The sequence below is a fragment of the Ureibacillus yapensis genome, from assembly GCF_003515775.1.
Taxonomy (GTDB): Bacteria; Bacillota; Bacilli; order Bacillales_A; family Planococcaceae; genus Ureibacillus; species Ureibacillus yapensis.
In genome coordinates, this window is sequence record NZ_QWEI01000005.1 from 62,354 (window position 1) to 85,205 (window position 22,852).

The window sequence follows — 22,852 nt, forward strand, 5'->3', positions numbered from 1 at the left end:
AACCTCTTCTCTTTTTAGTTGATTCAAAGAATCATAGAAAATCTCCATTTATTTTTTGGGGATTCAAATAAGCAGGTTGAAAGAAAGACTGGGGTTCAGGCTGAAAGCAACTTATTTAATTCCTTCAATTATTTTTTAGAAAACTAAATCTGCTTCTCAAACAGCAGATGACGATCGTTATATTTCGCAATCTGTCTCAGCAGGACTAGATTAATAATCAAAATAATAGTACTTAGGATGACCATCAAGCCTAGCCCGAGAAAAAATAAGCCGCTTACTTGGCCAATGAGTATCCCTAAAACAGGCAGAACGATAATTCCTCCTAAGTTTGTCGCTTCTTGATATGTTTTTACCCTTGAGGATATGAGAACGTTCAATAGAATCGTCAAAATCAGAACCATTGGCAAAAGAAGAAGTACTAATACAATCCAGTTCATAGAAGGAAAAATAAGTTCCTTGAAGGTAGAGTAGGATAACCCATTGATGATAATGCCGCTTAGTATAAAACTGATCAAGGAAACACTAAAAGCAGGAATAAAAGATGATAAGATTTTAGAAATAAATAATTCCTTAACAGTAATCGGAGCAAATAATAAACTCTCCAATGTTTTTCGTTCTTTTTCTCCAACGAGACTGTTCGCTGCTATGGTTGATGCTGTGATAACAGGGATTAAAAGAAATAACGATACCATCATATAGTTAACAAACAGGTATACTAACTGTTCTTTTAAAGAAAATGCGAGAATTTCCTCGTTTCCAACTTTCAATAGAAATTTATCCAACATTTTTTGGGTACCTGTATCCAACTCAAAATCAAAGTACAGGATTGTAGACACAACACCTGCAGGAATAATAAGAGAAAAGATAACAGGGATTAAGATTATCGTAAGCAAAAGTGTTTTACTTCTGAAAATATCCTTTATATCTTTTTTGGTAATAGCCTTCAAAACAGTCCTATTCATTGTTCCGACTCCTTATCATAAAATAGATGGATTCTAAATCCTGTTCTTCTATTGCGACGGAATGAATCCAATGTTCAAGGAGAATATTTTTTAAAAGCGGTGAAATCTCGTCTTTGTGATTTACTGTCACTCGGATATGATTATTTTCTAATTGCTCACATGGAAATCCAGATACATTTCCATTCTCTATTTTCATATTGGTATGGATGTTGAGTTTAATATGAGTAGAATACTTTTCTTGCAATTGTAAAAGTGAACCGCTATCGATGATATGTCCGTTATCCAAAAAGGCAAAGGAACTGCAAACATTTTCTAATTGGTGTAGAACATGAGAGCAAATAAGCACAGTAGTTCCATTTTGATAGTTATATTCTTTTAAATAGGACAAAACCATGGATATCCCGTCCGGATCCAACCCATTCGTCGGCTCATCTAAATACAGGATGCTCGGTTCATGCAAGAGTGCCTTTGCCAGTGCCAGTCTTTTTTTCATACCTGTACTATATGTACCTATGGGTTTAGATTTATGATCATCAAGTCCGAATTGTCTTAATAAATCATAGATGCGTGATTTGTTTTTAACTCCATAAATATCAGCAAAAAATGCGAGATTTTCAACTGCATTCATTTGGTGGTAGAGCCCGGCACTTTCCGTAACAATTCCTGTAACTTTTCTTATTTCATGGCCATCTATTACAGGGTCATATCCATTAATTGAAATCTCCCCGCTATCAGGTAAGATGACCCCGTTCAATACTCGAATCAAAGTTGTTTTTCCCGCACCATTGGGTCCTAATAGCCCTAAAATCTCCCCTTTTTGACAAGTAAGGCTGGTTTTGTTTAACACCCGCTGATTTGAAAAGCTTTTGCTAACTTCTCTAACTGTTATCAATCTATCACCCCTCATTTTGAGAATTTGTTGCGTCCTTAGGATAGCTGTTTATGTTCCCGATAGGATTCAGCAAGAATTTGACCGTTACGTTCCTGTACCTGTTCGACTACGTGATGGATTGCTTCAATAACATATTCGGGTCGTGGCATTTGCAGACTGTGTCCTTTGTGATCACTAATCCTATGGATACTGTTGGTGGAACGGGAGGCCAATTCTCTTTGCATCTCGGTCCATTGGTCACCGAATCCCGGGTTGTTTAGTACAGCGATTGGAAGGTTGCCAAATTGGGATTTTTCAGTACTGTTATTTAATTGATTCGATGCTTCTTTCAGGTGTGCCCAGGCACATTTGAATTCTGCACCAGCTGTCTTACCGGCAAAAATACTGTAAACCATCCCTTTCCATTGCTTATACTCATCGGCACTAAGCTGCTGTTTGTAATAGGAGCGTTCATTGCCATACATCGGAATAATGCCTAGAGTATTGCCAAGGAAGCGCGGAATGCCAAATGGAGACATCAGTCTTAGTATCTTCAGCATAAAGCCGATGATAGCAAAGCCTTGCTTGAACTTGGCATCATCCTTTAGAAACTCATGCGTTGAATCCAAAAATACTATGCCAGCCACCTGATTGGGATATTTCAAAGCATAGAGCCGGGCGATCAGTCCCCCCAAGGAATGGCCCACAAGTACAAATGGTCCGGGGCCGCCGGTTTTGTCTAGCAGGTTTTTAAGTTCTTTGATGGTATGCTCGGGAGTTGGCAGGGGACCGGGATCACTCGAGCCCATACCTGCACGGTCATATGTAATCACTCTAGTAAACTTAGATATTTCTTTACGAATATGCATCCATGAATATGAGCAATCACCGGCTCCATGAATTATGATAACCGTGGGTCCTCCTTGGCCATCATCCATAACATGGAGACGATAGCCGCCCATATCAATCATTTTACCGGCAGGAAGCCTTTTCGCATCTTTGGCCCGTGAAATTTGTTCGTAAATTAATCCTAGTAAGAGTAATCCCATTAATACTACTAATCCCAGTAACATTTTTTCCCCTGCTTTCTTCAATGATTTTTCCTTGAAAAGTATATTTTTATTTAAAACAGACCAACCAAAAGTTAAACCAGGCCGTTACTAATCTTTGCTACTTCACTATAAGGAATATTCTTCCACGGAATATTATATAACAATAGATAGGATAAAAGTACTGTTTTCTATCTACATAATCACGAAAAATTTTACATGAATTTACAAAACAACTATAGTTTTGTTTATTTGTTTTGGAGGAGAAGTATCTATAAAGGGTCTTGCGTAGGGGGCTTTCCGCTTTTATTCGTAGCAGATAAGACAGAGGGCCATAGCTTTTAAAAAGAAACTGTTGGTTCTCCAATTCAGTCCCTGTTTTTAACAAACCTTGCCAATTAACATACATTAGGTAAAATAGCACGAACCTTGAAAGGAGAAGGTGGTTTTGGAGCAATCCTTGCTTAACTCCCTCAGAAAAGGAGGATATATATTCTATGCAAGGCACGGGGAAGCAACTGTCGGAAATGATTTGCCCTTTTTAAATTTTCAAGACTGCTTCACCCAAAGAAACCTTTCTGAAAAGGGACGACAGCAGGCTATTTCTTATGGTGAAGTTCTGAGGCAGTTGCAAATACCGATTCAAGCTCCTGTTTCTGCAAGCCCTTTTTGCAGAAACATAGAAACAGCTCAGATGGCATTTGGAAAGAGCAGCGTTCAAGTCAATCCTTTTTGGTTTGAGGTCTATCGATTGAGTGGAAATTTACTTAGCGATGAACAACAGAGAATTTTGACTACCTTTAATTCGGTTATGGAAATCGTTCCAAAGAAGGGCAAAAATAAAGTGATTGTTGCTCACACTTTTCCGAAAGGTCTCGGTTTAGGCGACATTCCTTATATGGGGACAGTACTGATCAAGCCTAAAGGAGAGGGCAAAGGTTACGATGTTATTAAGCGATTGTCTTTGGGGGACTTAAATAAATTAGGTGGTTAGATCTTAAAAAACAAAGCTGAAAAATTCCTTATGTAGATGAATTTTTCAGCTAAGATTTTGCCTATTTAGTGGTTTGGATGGGATTATTTAATATTGATGCTAATGTTTCTAGTCTTTTGCAGGCTTTTGTTCCTTGCCCGTCTGGAATGTGACGCTTTTTTTAATGGCCACTTTGCCCTTAGAATCATAAACCAAGGCTTGAAGTTTCTGCTTTCCGCTTTTTAAATTATTGGGATTGATTTTAACTGAAAATGGATAGCTGCGGCTTTCGCCAAAAGATTTCCCGTTTAATTTAAACACGACTTTTGAGATGTTTGGATCATAGATTTTGGTCCACGCATAGATTGTAGTCGGTTGGCGGATGACTTTCTTCTCAAGAGCTACAACAGTTGGTGTTGCCGGTTTTTGAGCTTTTGCAAACGGCCCATTCACCACATCCGTTAAATAATAATCATGCTTAATTAAAGCAGAATAGGCCGAGAACAGTTTTTTGTTCTCCATTAGACTATAGTTGTTCAGCTTCCGGCCAGGCCGAGCATTTTTGATTGCATTGACGCTAAACCATTGAACCGATTTCACTCTTGGGTATTTCAGCATTGCCCCATGATAAAGCATTTTCATCTTATTGATGGCAAAGTTCGTTGTGTCCATGTTGCCGGCTTTACTGTATGTTGTAGCGCCATATTCACTCACCATGATCGGCTTGCGGTTGGCATATTCTTTGTAGAGGAAATCAAGCGATTCCAATGGATTATCATGTTCAGCAGATTTCTTCACGTCATTGTTGAAAAAACGAACATTATAAATGCTTGTGCCTACCCAATCTACATACGCATCACCAGGATAATATTCATTAATGGTGTCTCTTGGTTCAGATCCAGGTGACCAGACCATCGCCACATTCTCGGCTTCTTGTTTCATTACGCGTGAAACTGTGCGGAAGGCCTCTTTATATTTGGAAGGATTGCCATGCCACGGTACCCAGTTTCCATTCATTTCTCCTGCAAAGCGAAGAAAAATGGGCATTTCCATTGCTGCAGCCGCACGTGCAAATTCGCGGAGATATTGATTATCCTTTACTTCCCCAAGCCCATTTTTAGGCTCCAGTGCAAGATGGATGGCAGCACCGTTCTTTTTAACATTCATGGCCCAATCATCCGTTGGAAAATCATCGCCATATTTCAAATAGCGGAAGTATGTAGCATGGTTTTTTCCTGTTTGTTTATTGAACTCTTTGTATTTTTCTTCTCTTTTGTATTTATCTAGGAGCTCATCGCCGTCTATAAAAGCACCTATGTACATTCCCGCCGCTGGTTCATATTTCGCAAGCGATTTTGTGTTCTTCGGTCGCACCTGTTCTTCCGCATATAGTTCGAGTTCGCTGTTTAAGCGTTCAGCCATGGCAATGACTGCATGATAGGTATTCATGTCTCCCGTTTTCATGCCGATTTTATAATGAAGTTTCGCTTCCGTGTACAAAGTGTCGGATGCTTTTTGATATTGTTTGTTTGCTTCGTAGGCCTGGGCCAGTTTTCGATAGTAGGACGCATTATTGCTCTCTGTTGCAGCCCTTTTTAAATAAGGAATTGCTTTGGCATAGTTCCTTTTTTCAAGCAACTGGATCCCCTTATTGTAATCCACCCATGAGTTTGCCTTTACTTCCTCGGTTAGGAAAGAGAAACCGAAGAGTGCCAATATGATAATGGACAAGTATATTTTTTTCATTTATTTCCTCCAATTGTTTTACTTCATTATAAGGTACGCCCGGAATTTTTTGTTAAAGATTATGGCATTTTATTGTAATATTGTATAGAAGAGCAAGGGAGGAAATCCTGTTTCCAAAACTATTTAATAATGTACAGGCGGCGTTTCTCTGAAGATATGAAAGCAGGGCTGGTTGATGAGGAATAAATTTAAACACCCAACGTTATTGAGCCAATTAATCTTCTTAATATCCATCATTGTTTTATTGACAGTCCTTTCCGTTAGCATCATTTTTTCTTCGATGATCGATGATATAGCGAAAAAATCGCTTGGGAATCAAGCGATGACGGTTGCAAAGATGGCAGCCCGGCATGAAGAAATCATCGAGGCCATGGATGACCCCGACCCTTCGGCAACAATACAGCCGATCGCCGAGGAGATTCGGAAATCAACCGGTGCGGGATATGTTGTGATTGGCAATAAGGAAAGTATTCGGTATTCCCACCATATGCCCCAATATATCGGTAAGAAAATGGGGACAAGCAGCAAAAGTGCAATAGAAGAGGGCGCTTCCGTTATTTATGAAGGCAGCGGAATTTCCGGGGAAGCCATCAAAGCGAAAACACCTATTTATAAAGATGGAGTAATTGTCGGTGTATCATCCGTGGGCTTTTTGACGGATGAGGTAAAAGTAAGAATGAAAGAATACCATTCGAAATTATTTGAATTTTCCGTTATCATTATATTGATTGGAATAATCGGAGCCATTTTATTAGCAAGAAGAGTGAAAAAATTAATATTCAACCTGGAACCGGAGGAGATTTCCTTTTTATTTAAAGAAAAAGAGGCAACTATAGAATCCATCAGGGATGCAACTGTAGCAGTGAATAAAAATTATAATATTACCTCAATTAATAAAAGAGCCAGGGAGTTGCTGACAGACCATCATGTGAGGGAGGATCAAGTAGTTGATAGCCGATTAATTACATTGATAGAATCCGTTATCCTAACAAAGCAGAATCTAATCAATCAGAAATTTCTGTTTGGTCATCAACTTTATATGGTAGATGCTGCACCCATTATTCAAAAACAACAGACAATCGGGGCAGTTTTGACGATTCGGCCGACATCGGAAATTGAACGGTTTACTAAAGAGGTCTTGGAGATTAAGAGTATTTCCGATAGTATCCGCGCACAAAATCATGAGTATTTAAATCGATTGAATACAATCTATGGTTTGATTGTATTGGAACAATATGATGAAGCAAAAGCGCTGATTTCCGATGAAGTAAAGGAACGTCAGGATATTGTTGTTTTCTTGACTTCTTCTGTGAAAGACCCCTATATTGCGGCTTGCCTGCTGGGGAAAATCAATCGTTCAAAAGAGTTGAAGGTAAATCTGGAAATTGATGAGGAAAGCAATTTAGCGCATATTCCGGAATCGTTTAATTCAAAGCTGTTTGTTGGGGTTCTAGGCAATATTATCGATAATGCGATGGAAGCAGCAATCGTGGCTAAAGGAGTACAGGCCCATGTCAAGATCTCCTTTACCGACATTGGGAGCGAGATTATTTTCGATATTGAAGATAACGGCAATGGTGTACCGATGGAGTGGCATGAAAAAATATATACAGAGGGCTTTACGACAAAGGGTGGGGAGAACCACGGATTAGGACTTGCGATTGTGAAAAATACATTGGATTTACTGCACGGGGAAATCTATTTATCTACCAGTTCTTCGGGTGGAGCGCAATTTACAATCGTACTACCGAAAAAATAGGCATAAGGGGGGAATTTCATGGCGAATCGCCCTATTCAAGTCATGATTATTGAAGATGATGAAACAGCCATCAAGATTTATGAAAAATTCACGCATAAAGTTGAAGGTTACCAGGTTGTAGCGACGACAAGTACAGGAAAACAGGCACTGGAACTGATCAATATCTTTACGCCGGATTTGATACTGCTGGACGTATTCCTTCCCGATATGAAAGGGACGGATTTATTATGGGAAATCAGAAAACAGCTACGCAGTGTAGATGTAATATTGATAACAGCGGCCAATGATGCGGAAACTGTCAGCGAAGCGATTAGAGGCGGAGCCTTTGGTTATCTGATGAAGCCGATTATGATCGATAAGTTTTTGGGGACGTTGGAAAATTATAAAGAAACAAGATTGGCATTATTAACATTAACAACCGTTGAGCAAGATCATGTTAACCACTTTTTTAGGATAAATAACCGTGAGGAACAAGGTGGAGAGCTCGGAAAAGGGGGAAGCTTGCCAAAAGGAATCGATAAACATACGCTAAAGAAAGTAAGGAACAGTGTGAAAGGCATGGAAAATAGCATAAATGCGGAAGAATTGTCAAAATTATTGGGAGCCAGCCACTCTACCGTCAGGCGTTATCTTGAGTATCTAGTCGCGCAAGGCGAGATGGAAGTGGAAATTTTGTTTGGAACCATTGGAAGGCCGGAGCGAAGATATCGGGTAAAATAATAAATTGGATGTTTGCGACTCGCTTGGTCGACAAAACATCCAATTTTTATATTATTTCTTTTCGGCTAATGCCATCCATTCATCAATAATGATGGATTGGATATTTCCATCCACGGATTCAATTGAAAAATATTCTTGAATCGTCTTGCTGGCGGAAAGAAGATGGGCATCTACCACTTTGACTTGTTCCTCGGAAGTGGTTGTTCTTCTAACCCACTCAGGATAAGGAAATGTTTTTTTGCGATGATTTGCTTTCAGCAAGCTTAAGCCGGCATGTTCAAACCATTTTGTCCATTCCGATACAGAGTAGCTGCGAACATGGCTATCATCACGCAGTTTTTCCAATGTATTCACAAAGTCATCCAAAACCGGGTCATCAGGAGCAATATTATCAATGAGCACGAACTTGCCACCCGGCTTTAGGACACGGGCAACTTCCTTCACAAAAAGTTGCGGGTTCGGAAAATGGTGAGGGGCAATTCGGCAAGTGACTGCATCAAAAGTATTTTCCAAAAAAGGCAGTGATTCTGCATCCGCAATCACATAAAAAATATTCGATGCATATGGATCCAAATGTTTTTTTGCTGTTTCAAGCATTCCATAAGTTAAGTCTGTTGCAAAAACTTGCCCTACATGAGGAGCCAGGGTTTTTACGACATGGCCCCCTCCTGTTGCAATATCGAGTGCGACAGAATCCGAAGTTACTTCCAGCCATTCTTTTAATAGTGCCAAATCTGAGCCCGTGGCATGCGTACTGCTTGTGACATATTTTTGGGCATGTTGTCCAAATTGCTGCTGAACTTTTTGCTTGATTTGTTCCGCTTGTTCACTCATTATTTGCTTCTCCTTTTTTTGGCTAAGATTCTTGAATGCTAAAACCTACTTTTGCATATTTAACGATTCCAGAATTTCTTGGATCAAAACTTCCTGCTCCTCCAAAAACTTCACGAATTCCTCCGAATTCTTATAACCGTCTTCCCAACCTTGTTTCTCGAGAGTAGATTGCCATTCAGGAGTCTGCGCCATTTCGGATAATGTTTGATCCCAGAATTCAACAGCATAGTCCGGCATTTCCTTTGGTCCGAACAAACCGCGCCAGATGGTGAATTCAGCATCAATGCCGGCTTCCTTATATGTTGGAATATCCGCATAAGTGCCTTGCAATCTTTCAGGAGAGGATATCCCTAGCACTCTTATTTTCCCTGCCTTCAAAAATTCGCCTGTGCCGGAAATGTCGGTAGCAAGAATATCAACAGTACCTCCAAGCAAAGCCGTCATGGCCTCTCCGCCTCCATCATAAGAGATAAACTTGATTTTCGTTGGATCCACTCCTGCTTTTACGGCAGGAAGCATTGCTACCAAGTGATCTTGTGAACCGGGAGCAGAACCTCCAGCCAAAGAAAGGCTTTCAGGATTTTTCTTTAAATCTTCGAACAATGATTGTAAATCCTGATACTTAGAATCAGATCTTACCGCAATCGCCCCATAATCCTTTGTCAGCTGTGCCAATGGCGTTAAATCTCTATAGGAATAAGGACTATTTCCTTCTTTCTTTAAATTGTTGATGATGAGTGGAACAGAAGGCAAATATAGACGATATGGGTCTGTGGGATCTTGGTTGATAAAATCAGCGAGACCGACAGTTTGCCCGCCTCCAGGTTTATTTTCTACGGTCATTGTTTCTTTGACCAATCCTGTATCGGCCAATGTTTTGGTTAATGCTCGAGCAGTCGTATCAAGTCCTCCACCCGCGCCAGAAGGGGCATTAATTATAAATGCCTTTTCAGGATATGCAACTTCTCCATTGTTGGTTTCGGCTTCTCCCGAAGAAGAAGAATCTGAACCAGAACTTCCTCCGCAAGCAGCCAAACTTAGAACTAGTGCACCGCCTGCCAAAAAGCTACCCCATTTTTTAAACTTAAACGCAGCAAACATTTTATTTCCCCCTTTGCATTGATAACGCTTACAGGGAATCTTACCATTATCTGAAAATTTAGAATAGATTACAAGCATTCATTCAATTAAATCTCATAAGTTATCATTTTTTTTATATATTTCATGGGAAATTTGCCATTCAGCATGAAAGGAAAAATGAAAAAGATAAAATGCATATATTTTTCTTCATGTTTCGCTTATTCCGTGAAAAAGTGGCATAATGAATAGACTAAATACTAATAGTAAGTAAGGATGACTAAATGAGACAGTTAGTAGAACTCCAATTAAAATCAACATCCATTAAAGATATTACAAATGGCTACCCGTTAATCTTAAAAGAAGCAATTGAAAATTCTGACCTTACGATTGAAGAAGGAAGTTTATTGCGCTTGGTTGATAAAAATAATGGCTACGTTGCAACGGGATATTATGGAATTCAAAACAAGGGGATTGGTTGGGTTTTAACTCGTAAGGAAAAGGAAACAATCGACTTAAAATTCTTTGTAAAAAAACTTGGTGAAGCGATCCGGAAACGTGCCAATTATAATGAATCTGAAGATACAACTGCTTTCCGTGTATTTAACGGTGAAGGGGATGGAATCGGTGGATTAACAATCGACTTCTTCAATGGCTTTTATATGGCAAGCTGGTATAGTGAAGGAATCTATTCATTCCGCAAAGACGTATATACCGCGCTGAACGAAGTAGTGAATACGCGCGGAATTTATGAAAAATTGCGTTTTAATAGGAACGGCCAATATGTAGAGCAGGATGATTACGTATCAGGCGAGAAAGGCGAGTTCCCATTAATCGTGAAGGAAAACGGCATGAATTATGCAGTGGACTTAAATGATGGAGCCATGACAGGAATCTTCCTGGATCAGCGAAATGTTCGTAAGGCATTGCGGGATAAATATTCGGAAGGAAAAACGGTCCTGAATACTTTCTCTTATACAGGTGCATTTTCTGTCGCAGCCGCACTAGGAGGTTCTATCGGAACAACGAGTGTCGATTTGGCAAAGCGCAGCCTTCCAAAAACGATTGAACAATTTGCAGTCAATGGGATCGATTATGAATCACAGGACATCAAGGTAATGAATGTTTTTGATTACTTTAGCTATGCGGCACGCCATGATTTGAAATTTGATGTTGTTGTCCTGGATCCGCCAAGCTTTGCCCGTACGAAAAAAATGACATTCAGTACAGCGAAAGATTACCCGAAACTAGTAAAAGATGCGCTGAAAATTACGAATGATGATGGCATTATTATTGCCTCAACCAACAATGCAAGTTTTAACATGAAAAAATTCAAAACATTTATTGATAAAGCCTTTAAAGAAACGAATACGCGCTATAAAATTTTGGAAGAGCATCAGCTCCCGGAGGATTTTGCTGTTCCGCATAATTTTCCTGAGTTTAACTATTTAAAAGTAGTATTTATCAAAGTAATGAAACCTGGGAAGTGACAAGATGAAATATAATAAAACAGTCATGACAAAATTAATCAATGAACATCGTGAATTGCATGATGAATTGAAGAGAATAAAAGCTGAAATGGGCTTGGAAAAAAACTTGGCGATTAAGGCATTATACCATTCTGCAGTAGCGGATAATGGCCGATACATGCAGGATTATCAAGATTTAGAACGCAGGCAATAATAGCAAAGCCCTGTTCCACTAAAAATGCGGAACAGGGCTTTGTTTGGTTTTGCCTTGAATTTTGTGCCAATGGACATAATCAAGCTCGAATTTCATCGATTTTGATTATAGTCCGATTGATTTAATTCTTGAATTGTGGAAGAGGCACTTGCTTTTCTAGAATGCATTTTAATCGGGAAAAGGTTAGCACCCAGTTCATTTAATACGATTGCCGCCAGAATAATGGCTGTACCCAACCATTGAAGTGGGGTGACGGTTTCCGACAAAATAAGGCTGGCTGATAGAATTGCAATAGGCAATTCAACGGATGTTAATATATTGGCGATTCCTCCTGAAACTAAAGGAGCACCTACCGCGTAAAATAATGGCGGAAGAACCGATCCAAAGAATGAAACGCCAACTGCAGTCATTAATAAGTTGTATTCCAATGGAAGGACGGTTGGAATGTCACGCATGAAAAGAACCAGTACCAAGATGGCTGACCCTGTGGACATGATAGAACTTCTTGTCCATGCATCCACATTGACCGCTACTTTCCCGCTGAAAAAAATAAAACCTGCATAAGTAAATGCAGACAGAAGTCCATACACAATTCCTTTCACAGGCAATCCCTGTATGTCCCCGTTGACAATATTTGAAGCAAAATAGACCCCGATCAAAATGAGGAAAATCGACAAGACCGTAACAGGTGCCGGTTTTATTTTGCTGAAAGCCCATTCCAAAATAATCCCTATCCAAACAAATTGAAACATTAAAATAATGGATAAGGAAGCTGGCAAGTATTGCATCGAGGCATAATAAAAAATACTCGTCAAACCAATAAAACAACCGGTCCCCATGATTTGAAAAATATTTTTCCTAGTGAGCCCTTTAAAGCTGGAGCGTTTTATTAAAGTTAAAGTCCATAATAGCAACGAGGAAATTACCATCTGAACGATAATAATTTGGCCAAGCGAGTAACCGTACTTGAAGCCTAATTTGGCAAAGATGGGTGTAAAGCCAAAACATGATGCCCCTAATAAAATAAATAAAATTCCTTTATTTAATTTCACCTTATTAGACCTCCTAAAATAATTATAATTTACTATATTATAATAGCATAAAGTAGCAGATTAGAGGTCTTTCTTTCTCTTTTTAAATGAAGAGATTACTTGCGTTTAATCAATCACATTATACTTTCAATAAAATGAGAGATGGAAAGCCAATTAGATAAAATGAATCAAAAGAAATGCAGCCGTTATGTTGGCCAATGCATGGGCCAGCCATGCAACATACACGCTGTTCGTTTTATAAAAAAGATAGCCATAAAAAACACTATCAATAAAAACCGTTGCTAAATCAATCATTACAACAAATGGTGTCCCGTCGGAAATGTGCAATGCTGCAAACACAATAGAAGTAATCAAAATCGAGTAGAGAGGGCTCAGTTTTAAATTGATTCTTTTTTGAAACAATCCTCTAAAGACGACTTCTTCTACCAGAGCAAGGACCAGCAAAGTTAAAACAAGCCCGATATTAAAGGAGGCAATAAAAGAAGTTCTTTCCTTAACATGTGATAATAATTCAGGAGAGAAATTTTTAAAGACATAAAAGTAAAATGCCTGCAGCAGAAAAGCGACTGTCAAAAATGCCACCCAGGTAGATTGAAGGTCCTGTAATAATCCCTTAAATTTAAAGATTACTAATAGATTGGAATGCTTCCTGACTCTATTTTCAATAAAAAAGTAAAGGAAAGGAAGAATCGAAACAATACCCAGAAACTTAGGAAAGAGAAATACCGTTGCCACTAGAACTGACATCATAAAAAGCGTTTCGTAAAATTGCCTTTTTTCTTCATCCCTTTTTGCCAGCTTTTCCTTTTGGAGGCCGGGAAATTTATCGAGTTCCATAGTGATGCACCCCATTCATTTTATTCAATATCGCCATGAATTGAAGGACTTATAGACAATGGAGGCTTTTTTAATAAAAGAACACCATTATACATAAACCATGCAGGCACAATCACCAATCCGCCCACCCCCATTCCAATCATCACTAGGGGAGAAAAGCCAGTTATATTTCCCAGAACGGTTAGGATAAAACAGCTACCGCCAATGAAGCCTAAAACCGATAAGTTTTTGCTTATTTTAAAATAATAAACACTTACCGTAATCATCCAGATACCGACGAAGCCAAAATCAATCCAGCCTTGAGGACTTAATTCTACCAATCCGACCCAACCAATTACGACTGCATCCAGAACAGCTCCGCCAGCATGTACGGCATCGTGGCTTAGTTCATGATCCAATCCAGTTTGTCGAAAATTGTTAATGGCAAGCAAAGCGAAACCGATGATTGCCATCACTTGGGAATAGGGGTACCATTCACTATTTTTCGTTTGGTTTTCTAATGTTCGGGAAATCGTCAATACCACCATAATTCCCAGGATCCCCAAGGCCCCCAATATATAATGAACCAACATCAGTTGGTTCATATAGGTTACATGGTCAATGACAGCATTTTCTCCTGGCGGTGAAAGCAAGACCACAATGACAGTAAGCAAATAACAGATTCCAACAAGGATGGCAGAAATCCCGCCTAATCTAGTTTTCTTCATAAAAGACCTCCATTGTTTAAGTTGGCATCCAATAAACAAGCAGTCACACAACCATTGATAGGGAATTTTAATAAGTTTCCTCTGGATTGAAATGCCCAATTCCCTTTAATTTTTCATCAAAAAATTCAAGTATTAATTCATTCTCCGTTTCAATACAATAAGTTTGATCAATTTCAGCTTTTCCGCCTTGCAGAAGGTTTGCAAGAATCGGAGAGACGAGCGGCAAATCGGTCAAACTTAAATGTTTGGCACCTTCAAAATGAACGGTATATGCCTGTTTGAATTGTTCGTTATCAAGTTTGTTCGCTGCATAAAGAGAGTTGCTTTCAAGCTGCCCCCATACATCGTCCGAATAAATATTAAAAATGGGTGTTGTATAAGCTTCGTTGCTTGCAACATACTCCTTGGTGTTGTCATCGTAAATCAGTTCGCTGAAGAAAGGGGCGTCAATATTTACAACAGCACTAATATCATCCCGTTCCCGGCCTACCCAAGCACCGGCTGCACCGCCCATTGAATGCCCGAAAACCCCTATAGTTTCGAAATCGATCTGTTGGTACAGGGAATTCTCGCCGCTTTTGGCTTTTGCGATGATTGTATCAATGACAAAGTTCATATCGTCCCTGCGCAGTTTCATCCACTTTTGTATGAGTTCGTACAGTTCTTCTTTTGAATAGACACCTTTATTCATGTTATCGATTTCCTTGTTGTAAGCTGTGTTGAGCATAACCATCTCTCCATTCTCTGAACGAGTATAGAAAGAATGATAAGGATGATCGATTGAAGCCACTATATACCCATGGCTTGCCAGTTCGTTATAAGTCGAAGTGTTGCTTGCCTTAACGCCGTAAGCTCCATGAGAGAACACCAGCAAAGGAAACTTGCCCTCTGCGTTTTTGGGATACCAAAACTCTACATTGACAAATCGGTTGTCTCCCTTGTCGCTGAATTCTTCAATCCGGCTTTCGTCAATATAGGTGTAAGTAGCAGTATCCACTTTATATTCACCGGTTACCTTCGGCGGATCATGCTGCGGAAAAACAATGGCAGGTGAGAATGCAATGATAGTAACCAATATCACTAAAATCGATTTCCATACAATACGGGAAGCACTATACTTCCTGTTATGGGTTCTGCCGCGAATAAGTGAAACGGTTGCTTTGACAGCCAAAATGAAGAGCAGGAGTGCAATCAATCCCCATCTGAGACTCCATTCAATGACCGATGCAAACGTCAGTATTAAAAAGACGATAAATAATCCAATTCGAATCCAATTTTTCACTTTTGCATGTTGTTGCTTTGTTGCCAAACAGTAGATTGCAAATCCAATTTCGTAAATCAATACAACCAATAAAAGAAACATCCCCATAATTGTCACTCATTCCCTTTGAATAAATTTCCATGAGCTCATCATAAAAAATCCCCCAAAGGAAGTATATAGAAATTCAGTAAGTTGCATTCATAGACCAATAAGTTGCTAAAAGGAAATGTCCCCAAGACATCTCCTTTTTCTGCGCGCCGAAAGTAAAGCGACAGGCGCAAAAAGCCTACTCATAAGCATCTTTCTTGAAAGCTTTTAATTTTTCATTAATTTTCTCGGCTTCTTTTTTATCATTTTTCCATGAAAGCAGACGAACGAGAATATAAACAGCTGCAACCTGCAGTGCCAAAATGATTGCCTCCAGCAAGTTGCCTACAATCCTGAACACGATGCAAAGGGCGATCAATAGTGTTTCCAAAACAATAAAATGCAGGACCACTCTGAAACGCATTTTCTTCTCGCTTGGATTAGAAGGCGTGTATAAAATGAATCCCAATAATGCACTTAAAAATGAAAAGGCCATGACGATATAAATTTCCTTAATATCAAAGGGCACAGTTGGTTCGTATAGCTGCCGCAAAACTGTCATCATGATCATGATGGCTGCAAAGATGAGCAAGAAATTTTTTATGATTTTCTGTAAAAACCCGGTAATCTTCATTTTTCCATCCTCCCTTACAGTCCCAGCATGCTTTTTAGGACAGGAACATACTGTCTCGATACCACAGCCCGCTCCCCATTATCAAGAACGGCTTCAAACCGGCCGCTAATGGACGGATAGATGGATGAAATCTTGGTGATATTCAAAATTGTTGACTTGGATGCGCGAAAACAGTCTTTCCCTTTGAATAATTCCTCCAGCTCATAAAGCTTTTGTTTTGATTCGAAAACGCTATTCTTGCAATAAATAAACACTTTCCCGTCAACCGCCTCAAAATAATAAATATCACCAAGTTTAATGCGGTGAACTTTTCCATTTTGATAGCCATGTATCACGAAGTTTTCGGTTTTTAGCTTGTTGATCATTTCGTAGATTTCATCATTTACTTCATGGCATTTTATCAAGATTTCTTCCATTAGATCCTTGCTTATTTGTTCAATTGAAATTTTCATATTTCCCCCACCACAATTTAGAAATTGGACCATCTTATTTTATTTACCGTTAAACGCCTCCATATTCCTATTTAATCATTCTCATTTATAAGAATAAACTCCTTTTTTTTAGAAAAGTTGTTGGTTCTTTGGTTCAGTTTTTACCAGAATTAACCACGCAAAATTTTGTAAATGATATGATAAAAATGTAATCAAATAGAAGGGGTGGGTAAAAATGGTGTTTTTAAGAAGGTCACTATTCTTAGGAGCTGTCTCATCCGTTCTTTTATTAGGAGCATGTGGCAGCGAGGAAGAAGCTGAGAAAGTAGAAGCTACACCGGCAGCTGAAGAAGAAGTAGTAGAAGAAAATAATGAAGAAACAGTTGAGGCAAGCACCGAACAGCCACAAGACAACGGAACAATATTAAATCCATATATCGCGGAGGATTTGAACGCGGATGTGGAAGTGGTTTATACGAATAAAAACCCACAATTGGAACATGCCTACAGTGATAAGGTAACCATTAAAATCGATGAATATCAAATTGTTCATGTTTCCAATATGAATGAATCGAGTAAGACAAATTTTGATGGGGAAGATGAGGGTTATGTACTTACGTATAAAATGACATTGGATAATCAATCCGACGAAGATGTCTACTTTGCTGGAGGAGTCTCTTTATTGTCGGATGATGGAATGGACCATATTATCCCAAGACAGCATCTTGTTGACCGGGAGCAATGGCTAAAGGATAAAAGTACGGAAAACCCTTCCCAATTCAGCAAAGGGCAAAGCTTTACTGGAATGAATGCACATTCGATGACAAAGGCGCAGTTTGAAAAGCTAAATTCTCCAACGCTGACAATTGATTCTTTATTCCTGAATGATGATGTTTCTCAAAAGTTAGGGGAAGATGCGGTATTCAAAATTCCTTTCAATGATGAAGGAGTTGAAAAAGCCGCAGTTTCAGCGCAGCTATACCAAGATAAAATGGTAACGGAAAATATTGCGGACAAAGAAGTGTTTTTCGAAAAAGCCAACATTAATGAAACAAAAGAAATTGATGGCGTGAAAATCACGCTGGAAGGTGTGCAATATGCGAACGTAACGCCAACCGCTGCCTATAAAGAAAGCTTTACCGACTTTGGCGACAGTGGAGTTGTGGCTTTAACCTTGAACCTGGTTGTTGAAAATGGAAGCGATACGCCATTTGACAAATTTTTCGTTGATCGCAAATTGGTCATCGACGAAAATCGCGGGACGATGTTCAATCAGGGGATGCTTGAACCAAATTACAGCGGTACGTCAAATCCTGGGGACAAAGATGAGTTCATTACGGTTTTCCTTTTCAGAAAAGATGAATTCGATATCTTTAAAAAACTTCAACTTCATGTAGGACCGCTTAAAGATGGCGATGCGGAAGTGTTATTTAAAGAAAAATCCGTTACATTCGATTTACCGAAAGAGTAGAATGTTTTAGAAGAAAGTTTTAACGAAAGATCCCTCAAAAAGTCGTGAGGGGTCTCTCTTTTTCTATGGAATATTTATTTGCTGTTTTCTTTTTCTCGTTCTTTTTTTATTTCTTCAATTTTTTTCATATGTTCCAGATATTGTGTCTCCACTTCTGAAGTTGACGGGAGAAAGGGATCTGTATTATAGTCGACTCGTCTCCCATAACGGATCATCTGATAGATAATCATACCGTTGTTCGGTTTTCCATTCAGTGTAAACATCGGTACAATATCAAATAATGCATAATAAAATGCATAAAAAATAAAGCGGTCCCAAAACGTTTTGTATTCTTGCGCCCAACCGTTGGCGATTAAAAAGTTGAGCAGAAAGGCAACAGATAAGTTCATTAATATCGGAGCGGAATAGATACAAACGTACGCAAATTTATTTTTATATTTTAAATCATCATACGAAAACCAGCTGTAAAAATGGTAATATTTTCGGATATCAAGCATTCCAAATTTAATAAGCCGCGGACCAGTGCCAATGGTTATCCTTGGTTGTACTACCCCAAATAACCCGCTGAAAATTAAATAACCCAATTCACGAAGAAAAACGACAACAGGCAAAATAATAAAGGCAGAAATAATTAGTGACACGAGATCAGCTAGACCAAACATCTGGTATTATTCACTCCCAAAGCTTCACTCATCTTTTTCTACCCTATTGGTTCTATTTAAAACAAAATAAAAAAACCTCTAACAAAACATCTTGTTAGAGGTTAATAGAGTTTAATTGCGAATTAAATAATCAAATGCTCCTAATGCTGCAGTAGCACCGGATCCCATCGAGATGATGATTTGGTTGAAGGCGCTGTCTGTACAGTCGCCGGCAGCAAATACACCAGGAATCGTCGTAGCACCGCGCTTATCAACAATGATTTCACCAATTTGGTTGCGTTCTAGCGTACCTGCCAGCCACTCAGTGTTTGGCACCAATCCGATTTGGACGAACACACCAGCTAATTCAATGTGTTTTTCTTCACCAGATTCACGGTCAACATAAGTGAGGCCATTTACTTTATCCGTACCTGTAATTTCAGTTGTTTGGGCATTTGTATATACCGTAACATTCGGTAGGCTGCGTAAACGGTTTTGCAAGACTTCATCCGCTCTTAGTTCCGAGCCGAATTCAAGCACTGTTACATGATTGACGATTCCTGCAAGGTCAATCGCTGCTTCAATACCGGAGTTTCCTCCACCAATGACAGCAACGTCTTTACCTGCAAATAATGGACCATCACAATGCGGACAATAAGCCACACCCTTGTTTTTGAATTCTTGCTCACCAGGAACATTTACATTGCGCCAACGGGCACCTGTTGAAATGATTACAGCTTTACTCTTAAGTACAGCGCCGTTTTCTAATTCAACTTCAACTAAGTCTTTCTTTTCAAGGCGTGTCGCACGCTGAAGTTTCATCACGTCAATGTTATATTCTTGGACATGCTCCTCAAGAGCCTGTGCAAGTTTTGGTCCTTCTGTTTCTTTTACACTGATAAAGTTTTCAATCGTTAAGGTGTCCAAAATTTGGCCGCCAAAACGTTCTGCTACGATACCAGTACGAATGCCTTTACGCGCTGAGTAGATCGCAGCACTTGCTCCAGCAGGACCTCCGCCAACCACAAGGATATCGTAAGGTTCTTTATTGGAAAGTTCATCCGCTTTTGGACCTGACCCCAATTTGGCCAGAATTTCATCGAGTGTCATACGGCCGTTGCCGAATGATTCGCCATTTAAATAAACTGCTGGTACAGCCAAGATATCTTTGCTTTCCACTTCTTCTTTGAATGCAGTGCCCTCGATCATTGTGTGTGTAATGTTAGGGTTCAATACACTCATGATGTTCAAGGCTTGAACCACATCAGGACAATTGTGGCAAGTTAAGCTGACATAAGTTTCAAAGTGATATTCACCATCAATGTCCTTGATTTGATCGATGACACTTTGATCGATTTTTGGTGCACGCCCGCTTACTTGAAGCAAAGCAAGTACCAATGAAGTGAATTCATGGCCTAGTGGAACACCGGCAAACGTAACGCCTGTTTCTTCGCCAACACGGTTGACGCTGAAGCTTGGCGTTCTTACCAGTTCCGCTTTTTCTACCGTAATTTTTGATGAAAGAGAAGCTAGCTCATTAACTAGAGCCAGCACCTCCTCGGATACTTTGTCAGAGCCTGTACTTACTTTCAGGACAATATCATTCTCAAGCAGTTGCAGGTACTGATTTAATTGAGATTTGATTTCTGCATCGAGTGCCATTTATATCGCTCTCCTTAGATTTTACCTACAAGGTCAAGGCTTGGTTTAAGTGTTTCGCCGCCTTCTTCCCATTTTGCAGGGCAAACTTCACCTGGATTGTTGCGTACATATTGTGCTGCTTTGATTTTGTTAATAAGAATGCTTGCATCACGGCCAATTCCGCCTGCATTGATTTCAAGCGCTTGGATTACGCCATCTGGATCGATGATGAAAGTACCGCGATCTGCAACACCATCTTCTTCAATTAAAACGTCGAAGTTGCGTGAAATCACATGTGAAGGATCCCCGATCATTGTATACGTAATTTTACCGATTGCTTCTGATGAATCGTGCCATGCTTTGTGAACAAAATGAGAATCAGTTGAAACAGAGTATACTTCAACGCCAAGTTTTTGTAATTCTGGGTATTGGCCTTGTAGATCTTCAAGTTCTGTTGGGCAAACAAAAGTGAAGTCTGCTGGGTAGAAGCATACTACGCTCCATTTTCCTTTTAGATCTTGTTCCGTAACTTCTACAAATTCACCGTTTTTGTAAGCTTGTGCTGTAAATGGTAGTACTTCTTTTCCGATTAATGACATGAAAAATACCTCCAATAATTTATTTAGATTAATTACTATCTAACACTAATTGTTATTTAAGCCGCGAAATTTGTCAACAAAAACACTCTTATATTTTTGGCATAATGCAAAAAAGTATACTAATTATTAAATGGAAGCTGTTCGTTTTAATAAACTTGGAGGGAGGAAAGGTTGGATAGAGCCTTTGAATAGGTTATCTTTATTGAACATAGCCTTATTGCGTTGAAATGAGAATAAGTATTTGATGTTCGCAAAATCGACAAAAAGCGGCTAAAGATGAAAAAAGAATCTTTTTAATAAAGAGTGCCTTTCGATGTTTTTAAGCCTAATTCATGTAATAGCGAATCGAAAATTGTATAATGAGGGCGAAAGTTCTGACAAAATGGAAGGAGTGGTCATAATGGCACAATCTCTAAAGGGTAAAGTAGCATTTATCACTGGTGCAGCAAGAGGAATTGGCAAGGCAACGGCGCTTCAGTTAGCTAAAGAAGGGGTCAATATTGGCCTGATTGCAAGAACAGAGTCCGATTTGAAAAAGGCAGCAACAGAAATTGAGGACCTGGGAGTCAAAGTTGCTTTTGCAACAGGCGACGTTTCATCTAAAGAACAAGCAGAAACAGCCATTAAATCACTATCAGACAGTTTGGGAGCTCCCGATATTTTAATTAATAATGCAGGAATTGCTTCATTCGGAACGGTATTGGAGATGGATCCGGAAGAATGGAAAAAGATAATTGATGTCAACCTGATGGGGACATATTATGTTACACATGCCGTTTTGCCGCAGTTAATTGAGAAAAACGGCGGAGATATTATTAATATTTCATCGACTAGCGGTTTAAATGGTGCTGCCACTTCCAGTGCTTATAGTGCATCCAAATTTGCGGTGATCGGGTTTACCGAATCGCTTGCGCAGGAAGTTCGCCGAAATAACATCCGTGTATCGGCATTGACGCCTAGTACAGTAGCGACTGATTTAGCGTTTGACTTGAATTTAATTAAGGAAAACGACGATTCAAAAATTATGCAGCCCGAGGACATTGCAGAATTTATCGTCAACCAATTGAAACTAAATCCGCGCATTTATGTGAAAACAGCTAGCTTCATCGCAACGAATCCTTTTTAATTTGTTTAAATAAAAAATACGGTTTAAGGTAGAGGGCTGACTTGTAATTTTGAACTAGAGTCAGCCCCCATTTTACATTATTTAATTACACGTTTTGCCCCGATATACCGTTCTTTCCAATAAGAATCACTCATCTTAACAATTTTTACTCCTTTTGATGTCGCGCCAGTAAATGTACCATCGCCATTGTAAATGGCGACAAATGACACTTTTCCTTTTTCCCCCGTTGCATAAAACACTAAATCGCCTTTTTGTAATTGATCTTGTTTGACTGGTTCGCCTGTTTTATATTGAGAATCGCTAGTGCGTGGGATTGTCATTTTAGTCGCTGCATTTTTATAGACATATTGTGTAAAACCACTTGCATCGAAACCCTTCGGTGTTGTTCCTCCCCATTTAAAAGGAGTATTGACATAACGCTTTGCGACCTCAGAGACTTCTTCTCCATAATTAATCGTGGCTGAAGCGGACGTTCCCCCAAAGATGAATGTTGCCAGTAAAACCAATACTGTTGCTCCCATTACAATCCATTTTGGAATCGACAATGGCAAAGACATGAAGCATCCTCCTAAGTTCTCATTTTTTCTTACACCAATTAGACGTTTAGGAAAAAAATGGGTTTCAATTTTGTAGGTGAAATTAATAATAATTTTTTATTGTTGAATGGAAAAACGAAGAAATAATAAAAATG

The 22,852-nt window shown here is 39.2% G+C and carries 23 protein-coding genes; 7 read left to right on the plus strand and 16 right to left on the minus strand.

Translation table 11 applies throughout. From position 1 onward, the window contains the following. Nucleotides 1–143: 143 nt before the first annotated feature. From D1B33_RS10930 to D1B33_RS10940, 3 genes are read right to left on the minus strand one after another with little or no spacing between them, the layout of a single operon-like run. Complete coding sequence (locus tag D1B33_RS10930; protein WP_118876438.1) at nt 144–962, minus strand: ABC transporter permease subunit; 819 nt, start codon at nt 960–962, stop codon at nt 144–146. After that, entirely contained in the window at nt 955–1,854 is a 900-nt protein-coding gene (locus D1B33_RS10935) for an ABC transporter ATP-binding protein (protein WP_158582962.1), read from the minus strand. The genes D1B33_RS10930 and D1B33_RS10935 overlap by 8 nt, the downstream gene beginning before the upstream one ends. 35 nt (nt 1,855–1,889) lie before the next feature. Then, nucleotides 1,890–2,927, minus strand: a complete 1,038-nt coding sequence (locus tag D1B33_RS10940; protein WP_118876440.1) for an alpha/beta hydrolase — start codon at nt 2,925–2,927, stop codon at nt 1,890–1,892. A gap of 403 nt (nt 2,928–3,330) precedes the next feature. Here D1B33_RS10940 and D1B33_RS10945 point away from each other — a divergent pair, with 403 nt between their 5' ends. After that, nucleotides 3,331–3,876 (plus strand): histidine phosphatase family protein, encoded by a 546-nt coding sequence (locus tag D1B33_RS10945; RefSeq protein ID WP_118876441.1) that lies wholly within the window; start codon nt 3,331–3,333, stop codon nt 3,874–3,876. 108 nt (nt 3,877–3,984) lie between these two features. Here D1B33_RS10945 and D1B33_RS10950 read toward each other — a convergent pair whose 3' ends face one another. Continuing rightward, nucleotides 3,985–5,601, minus strand: a complete 1,617-nt coding sequence (locus D1B33_RS10950; RefSeq protein ID WP_118876442.1) for a glycosyl hydrolase — start codon at nt 5,599–5,601, stop codon at nt 3,985–3,987. 175 nt (nt 5,602–5,776) lie between these two features. Here D1B33_RS10950 and D1B33_RS10955 point away from each other — a divergent pair, with 175 nt between their 5' ends. Together D1B33_RS10955 and D1B33_RS10960 are read left to right on the plus strand one after the other, a co-directional pair. Further along, nucleotides 5,777–7,360: an ATP-binding protein gene (locus D1B33_RS10955; protein WP_118876443.1), complete on the plus strand. Its 1,584-nt coding sequence runs from the start codon at nt 5,777–5,779 to the stop codon at nt 7,358–7,360. Between the two features lie 18 nt (nt 7,361–7,378). Next, the gene (locus D1B33_RS10960; RefSeq protein ID WP_118876444.1) at nt 7,379–8,080 is read left to right on the plus strand and encodes a response regulator; all 702 of its coding nucleotides are present in this window, start codon (nt 7,379–7,381) and stop codon (nt 8,078–8,080) included. Nucleotides 8,081–8,131: 51 nt separating this feature from the next. On the opposite strand, the gene D1B33_RS10965 is transcribed toward D1B33_RS10960, so the two are convergent. Continuing rightward, on the minus strand, nt 8,132–8,914 hold the full coding sequence (locus D1B33_RS10965) for a class I SAM-dependent methyltransferase (RefSeq protein ID WP_118876445.1): 783 nt from the start codon (nt 8,912–8,914) through the stop codon (nt 8,132–8,134). Nucleotides 8,915–8,959: 45 nt separating this feature from the next. Continuing rightward, the gene (locus D1B33_RS10970) at nt 8,960–10,015 is read right to left on the minus strand and encodes a tripartite tricarboxylate transporter substrate binding protein (protein WP_118876446.1); all 1,056 of its coding nucleotides are present in this window, start codon (nt 10,013–10,015) and stop codon (nt 8,960–8,962) included. Between the two features lie 260 nt (nt 10,016–10,275). Between D1B33_RS10970 and D1B33_RS10975 the strand changes: the two genes are divergently transcribed. Together D1B33_RS10975 and D1B33_RS10980 are read left to right on the plus strand one after the other, a co-directional pair. Beyond that, nucleotides 10,276–11,481 (plus strand): class I SAM-dependent rRNA methyltransferase, encoded by a 1,206-nt coding sequence (locus D1B33_RS10975; protein ID WP_118876447.1) that lies wholly within the window; start codon nt 10,276–10,278, stop codon nt 11,479–11,481. Nucleotides 11,482–11,485: 4 nt separating this feature from the next. Further along, the gene (locus D1B33_RS10980; RefSeq protein ID WP_118876448.1) at nt 11,486–11,674 is read left to right on the plus strand and encodes a hypothetical protein; all 189 of its coding nucleotides are present in this window, start codon (nt 11,486–11,488) and stop codon (nt 11,672–11,674) included. A gap of 92 nt (nt 11,675–11,766) precedes the next feature. Here the strand turns inward: D1B33_RS10980 and D1B33_RS10985 are convergent, their stop codons facing one another. From D1B33_RS10985 to D1B33_RS11010, 6 genes are all read right to left on the minus strand, one after another. Further along, nucleotides 11,767–12,726: an EamA family transporter gene (locus D1B33_RS10985; RefSeq protein ID WP_118876449.1), complete on the minus strand. Its 960-nt coding sequence runs from the start codon at nt 12,724–12,726 to the stop codon at nt 11,767–11,769. 153 nt (nt 12,727–12,879) lie between these two features. Continuing rightward, complete coding sequence (locus D1B33_RS10990; protein ID WP_158582963.1) at nt 12,880–13,563, minus strand: CPBP family intramembrane glutamic endopeptidase; 684 nt, start codon at nt 13,561–13,563, stop codon at nt 12,880–12,882. A gap of 20 nt (nt 13,564–13,583) precedes the next feature. Beyond that, nucleotides 13,584–14,270, minus strand: coding sequence for a hypothetical protein (locus D1B33_RS10995; protein WP_118876451.1), 687 nt, complete (start codon nt 14,268–14,270; stop codon nt 13,584–13,586). Nucleotides 14,271–14,337: 67 nt separating this feature from the next. Then, nucleotides 14,338–15,639, minus strand: coding sequence for an alpha/beta hydrolase family protein (locus D1B33_RS11000; RefSeq protein WP_118876452.1), 1,302 nt, complete (start codon nt 15,637–15,639; stop codon nt 14,338–14,340). A gap of 178 nt (nt 15,640–15,817) precedes the next feature. Then, on the minus strand, nt 15,818–16,252 hold the full coding sequence (locus tag D1B33_RS11005) for a DUF3021 family protein (protein WP_118876453.1): 435 nt from the start codon (nt 16,250–16,252) through the stop codon (nt 15,818–15,820). A gap of 14 nt (nt 16,253–16,266) precedes the next feature. Then, nucleotides 16,267–16,704, minus strand: coding sequence for a LytTR family DNA-binding domain-containing protein (locus D1B33_RS11010; RefSeq protein ID WP_118876454.1), 438 nt, complete (start codon nt 16,702–16,704; stop codon nt 16,267–16,269). Nucleotides 16,705–16,918: 214 nt separating this feature from the next. On the opposite strand from D1B33_RS11010, the gene D1B33_RS11015 reads away from it, so the two are divergent. Continuing rightward, nucleotides 16,919–18,154 (plus strand): DUF5068 domain-containing protein, encoded by a 1,236-nt coding sequence (locus tag D1B33_RS11015; protein ID WP_118876455.1) that lies wholly within the window; start codon nt 16,919–16,921, stop codon nt 18,152–18,154. Between the two features lie 74 nt (nt 18,155–18,228). Here D1B33_RS11015 and D1B33_RS11020 read toward each other — a convergent pair whose 3' ends face one another. The 3 genes from D1B33_RS11020 to ahpC form a co-directional block, all read right to left on the minus strand. Then, on the minus strand, nt 18,229–18,816 hold the full coding sequence (locus D1B33_RS11020; RefSeq protein WP_118876456.1) for a zinc metalloprotease: 588 nt from the start codon (nt 18,814–18,816) through the stop codon (nt 18,229–18,231). Between the two features lie 111 nt (nt 18,817–18,927). Then, on the minus strand, nt 18,928–20,457 hold the full coding sequence (gene ahpF / locus D1B33_RS11025; RefSeq protein ID WP_118876457.1) for an alkyl hydroperoxide reductase subunit F: 1,530 nt from the start codon (nt 20,455–20,457) through the stop codon (nt 18,928–18,930). Nucleotides 20,458–20,471: 14 nt separating this feature from the next. After that, the gene (gene ahpC / locus D1B33_RS11030) at nt 20,472–21,035 is read right to left on the minus strand and encodes an alkyl hydroperoxide reductase subunit C (protein ID WP_118876458.1); all 564 of its coding nucleotides are present in this window, start codon (nt 21,033–21,035) and stop codon (nt 20,472–20,474) included. Between the two features lie 400 nt (nt 21,036–21,435). Between ahpC and D1B33_RS11035 the strand changes: the two genes are divergently transcribed. After that, a complete protein-coding gene (locus D1B33_RS11035) occupies nt 21,436–22,161 on the plus strand; it encodes a 3-ketoacyl-ACP reductase (protein WP_118876583.1) in 726 nt (241 codons plus the stop codon). Between the two features lie 77 nt (nt 22,162–22,238). Here the strand turns inward: D1B33_RS11035 and D1B33_RS11040 are convergent, their stop codons facing one another. After that, nucleotides 22,239–22,718 carry a C40 family peptidase gene (locus D1B33_RS11040; protein WP_118876459.1) on the minus strand — a complete coding sequence of 160 codons (480 nt, stop codon included), beginning with the start codon at nt 22,716–22,718 and terminating at the stop codon, nt 22,239–22,241. Nucleotides 22,719–22,852: the final 134 nt, after the last annotated feature.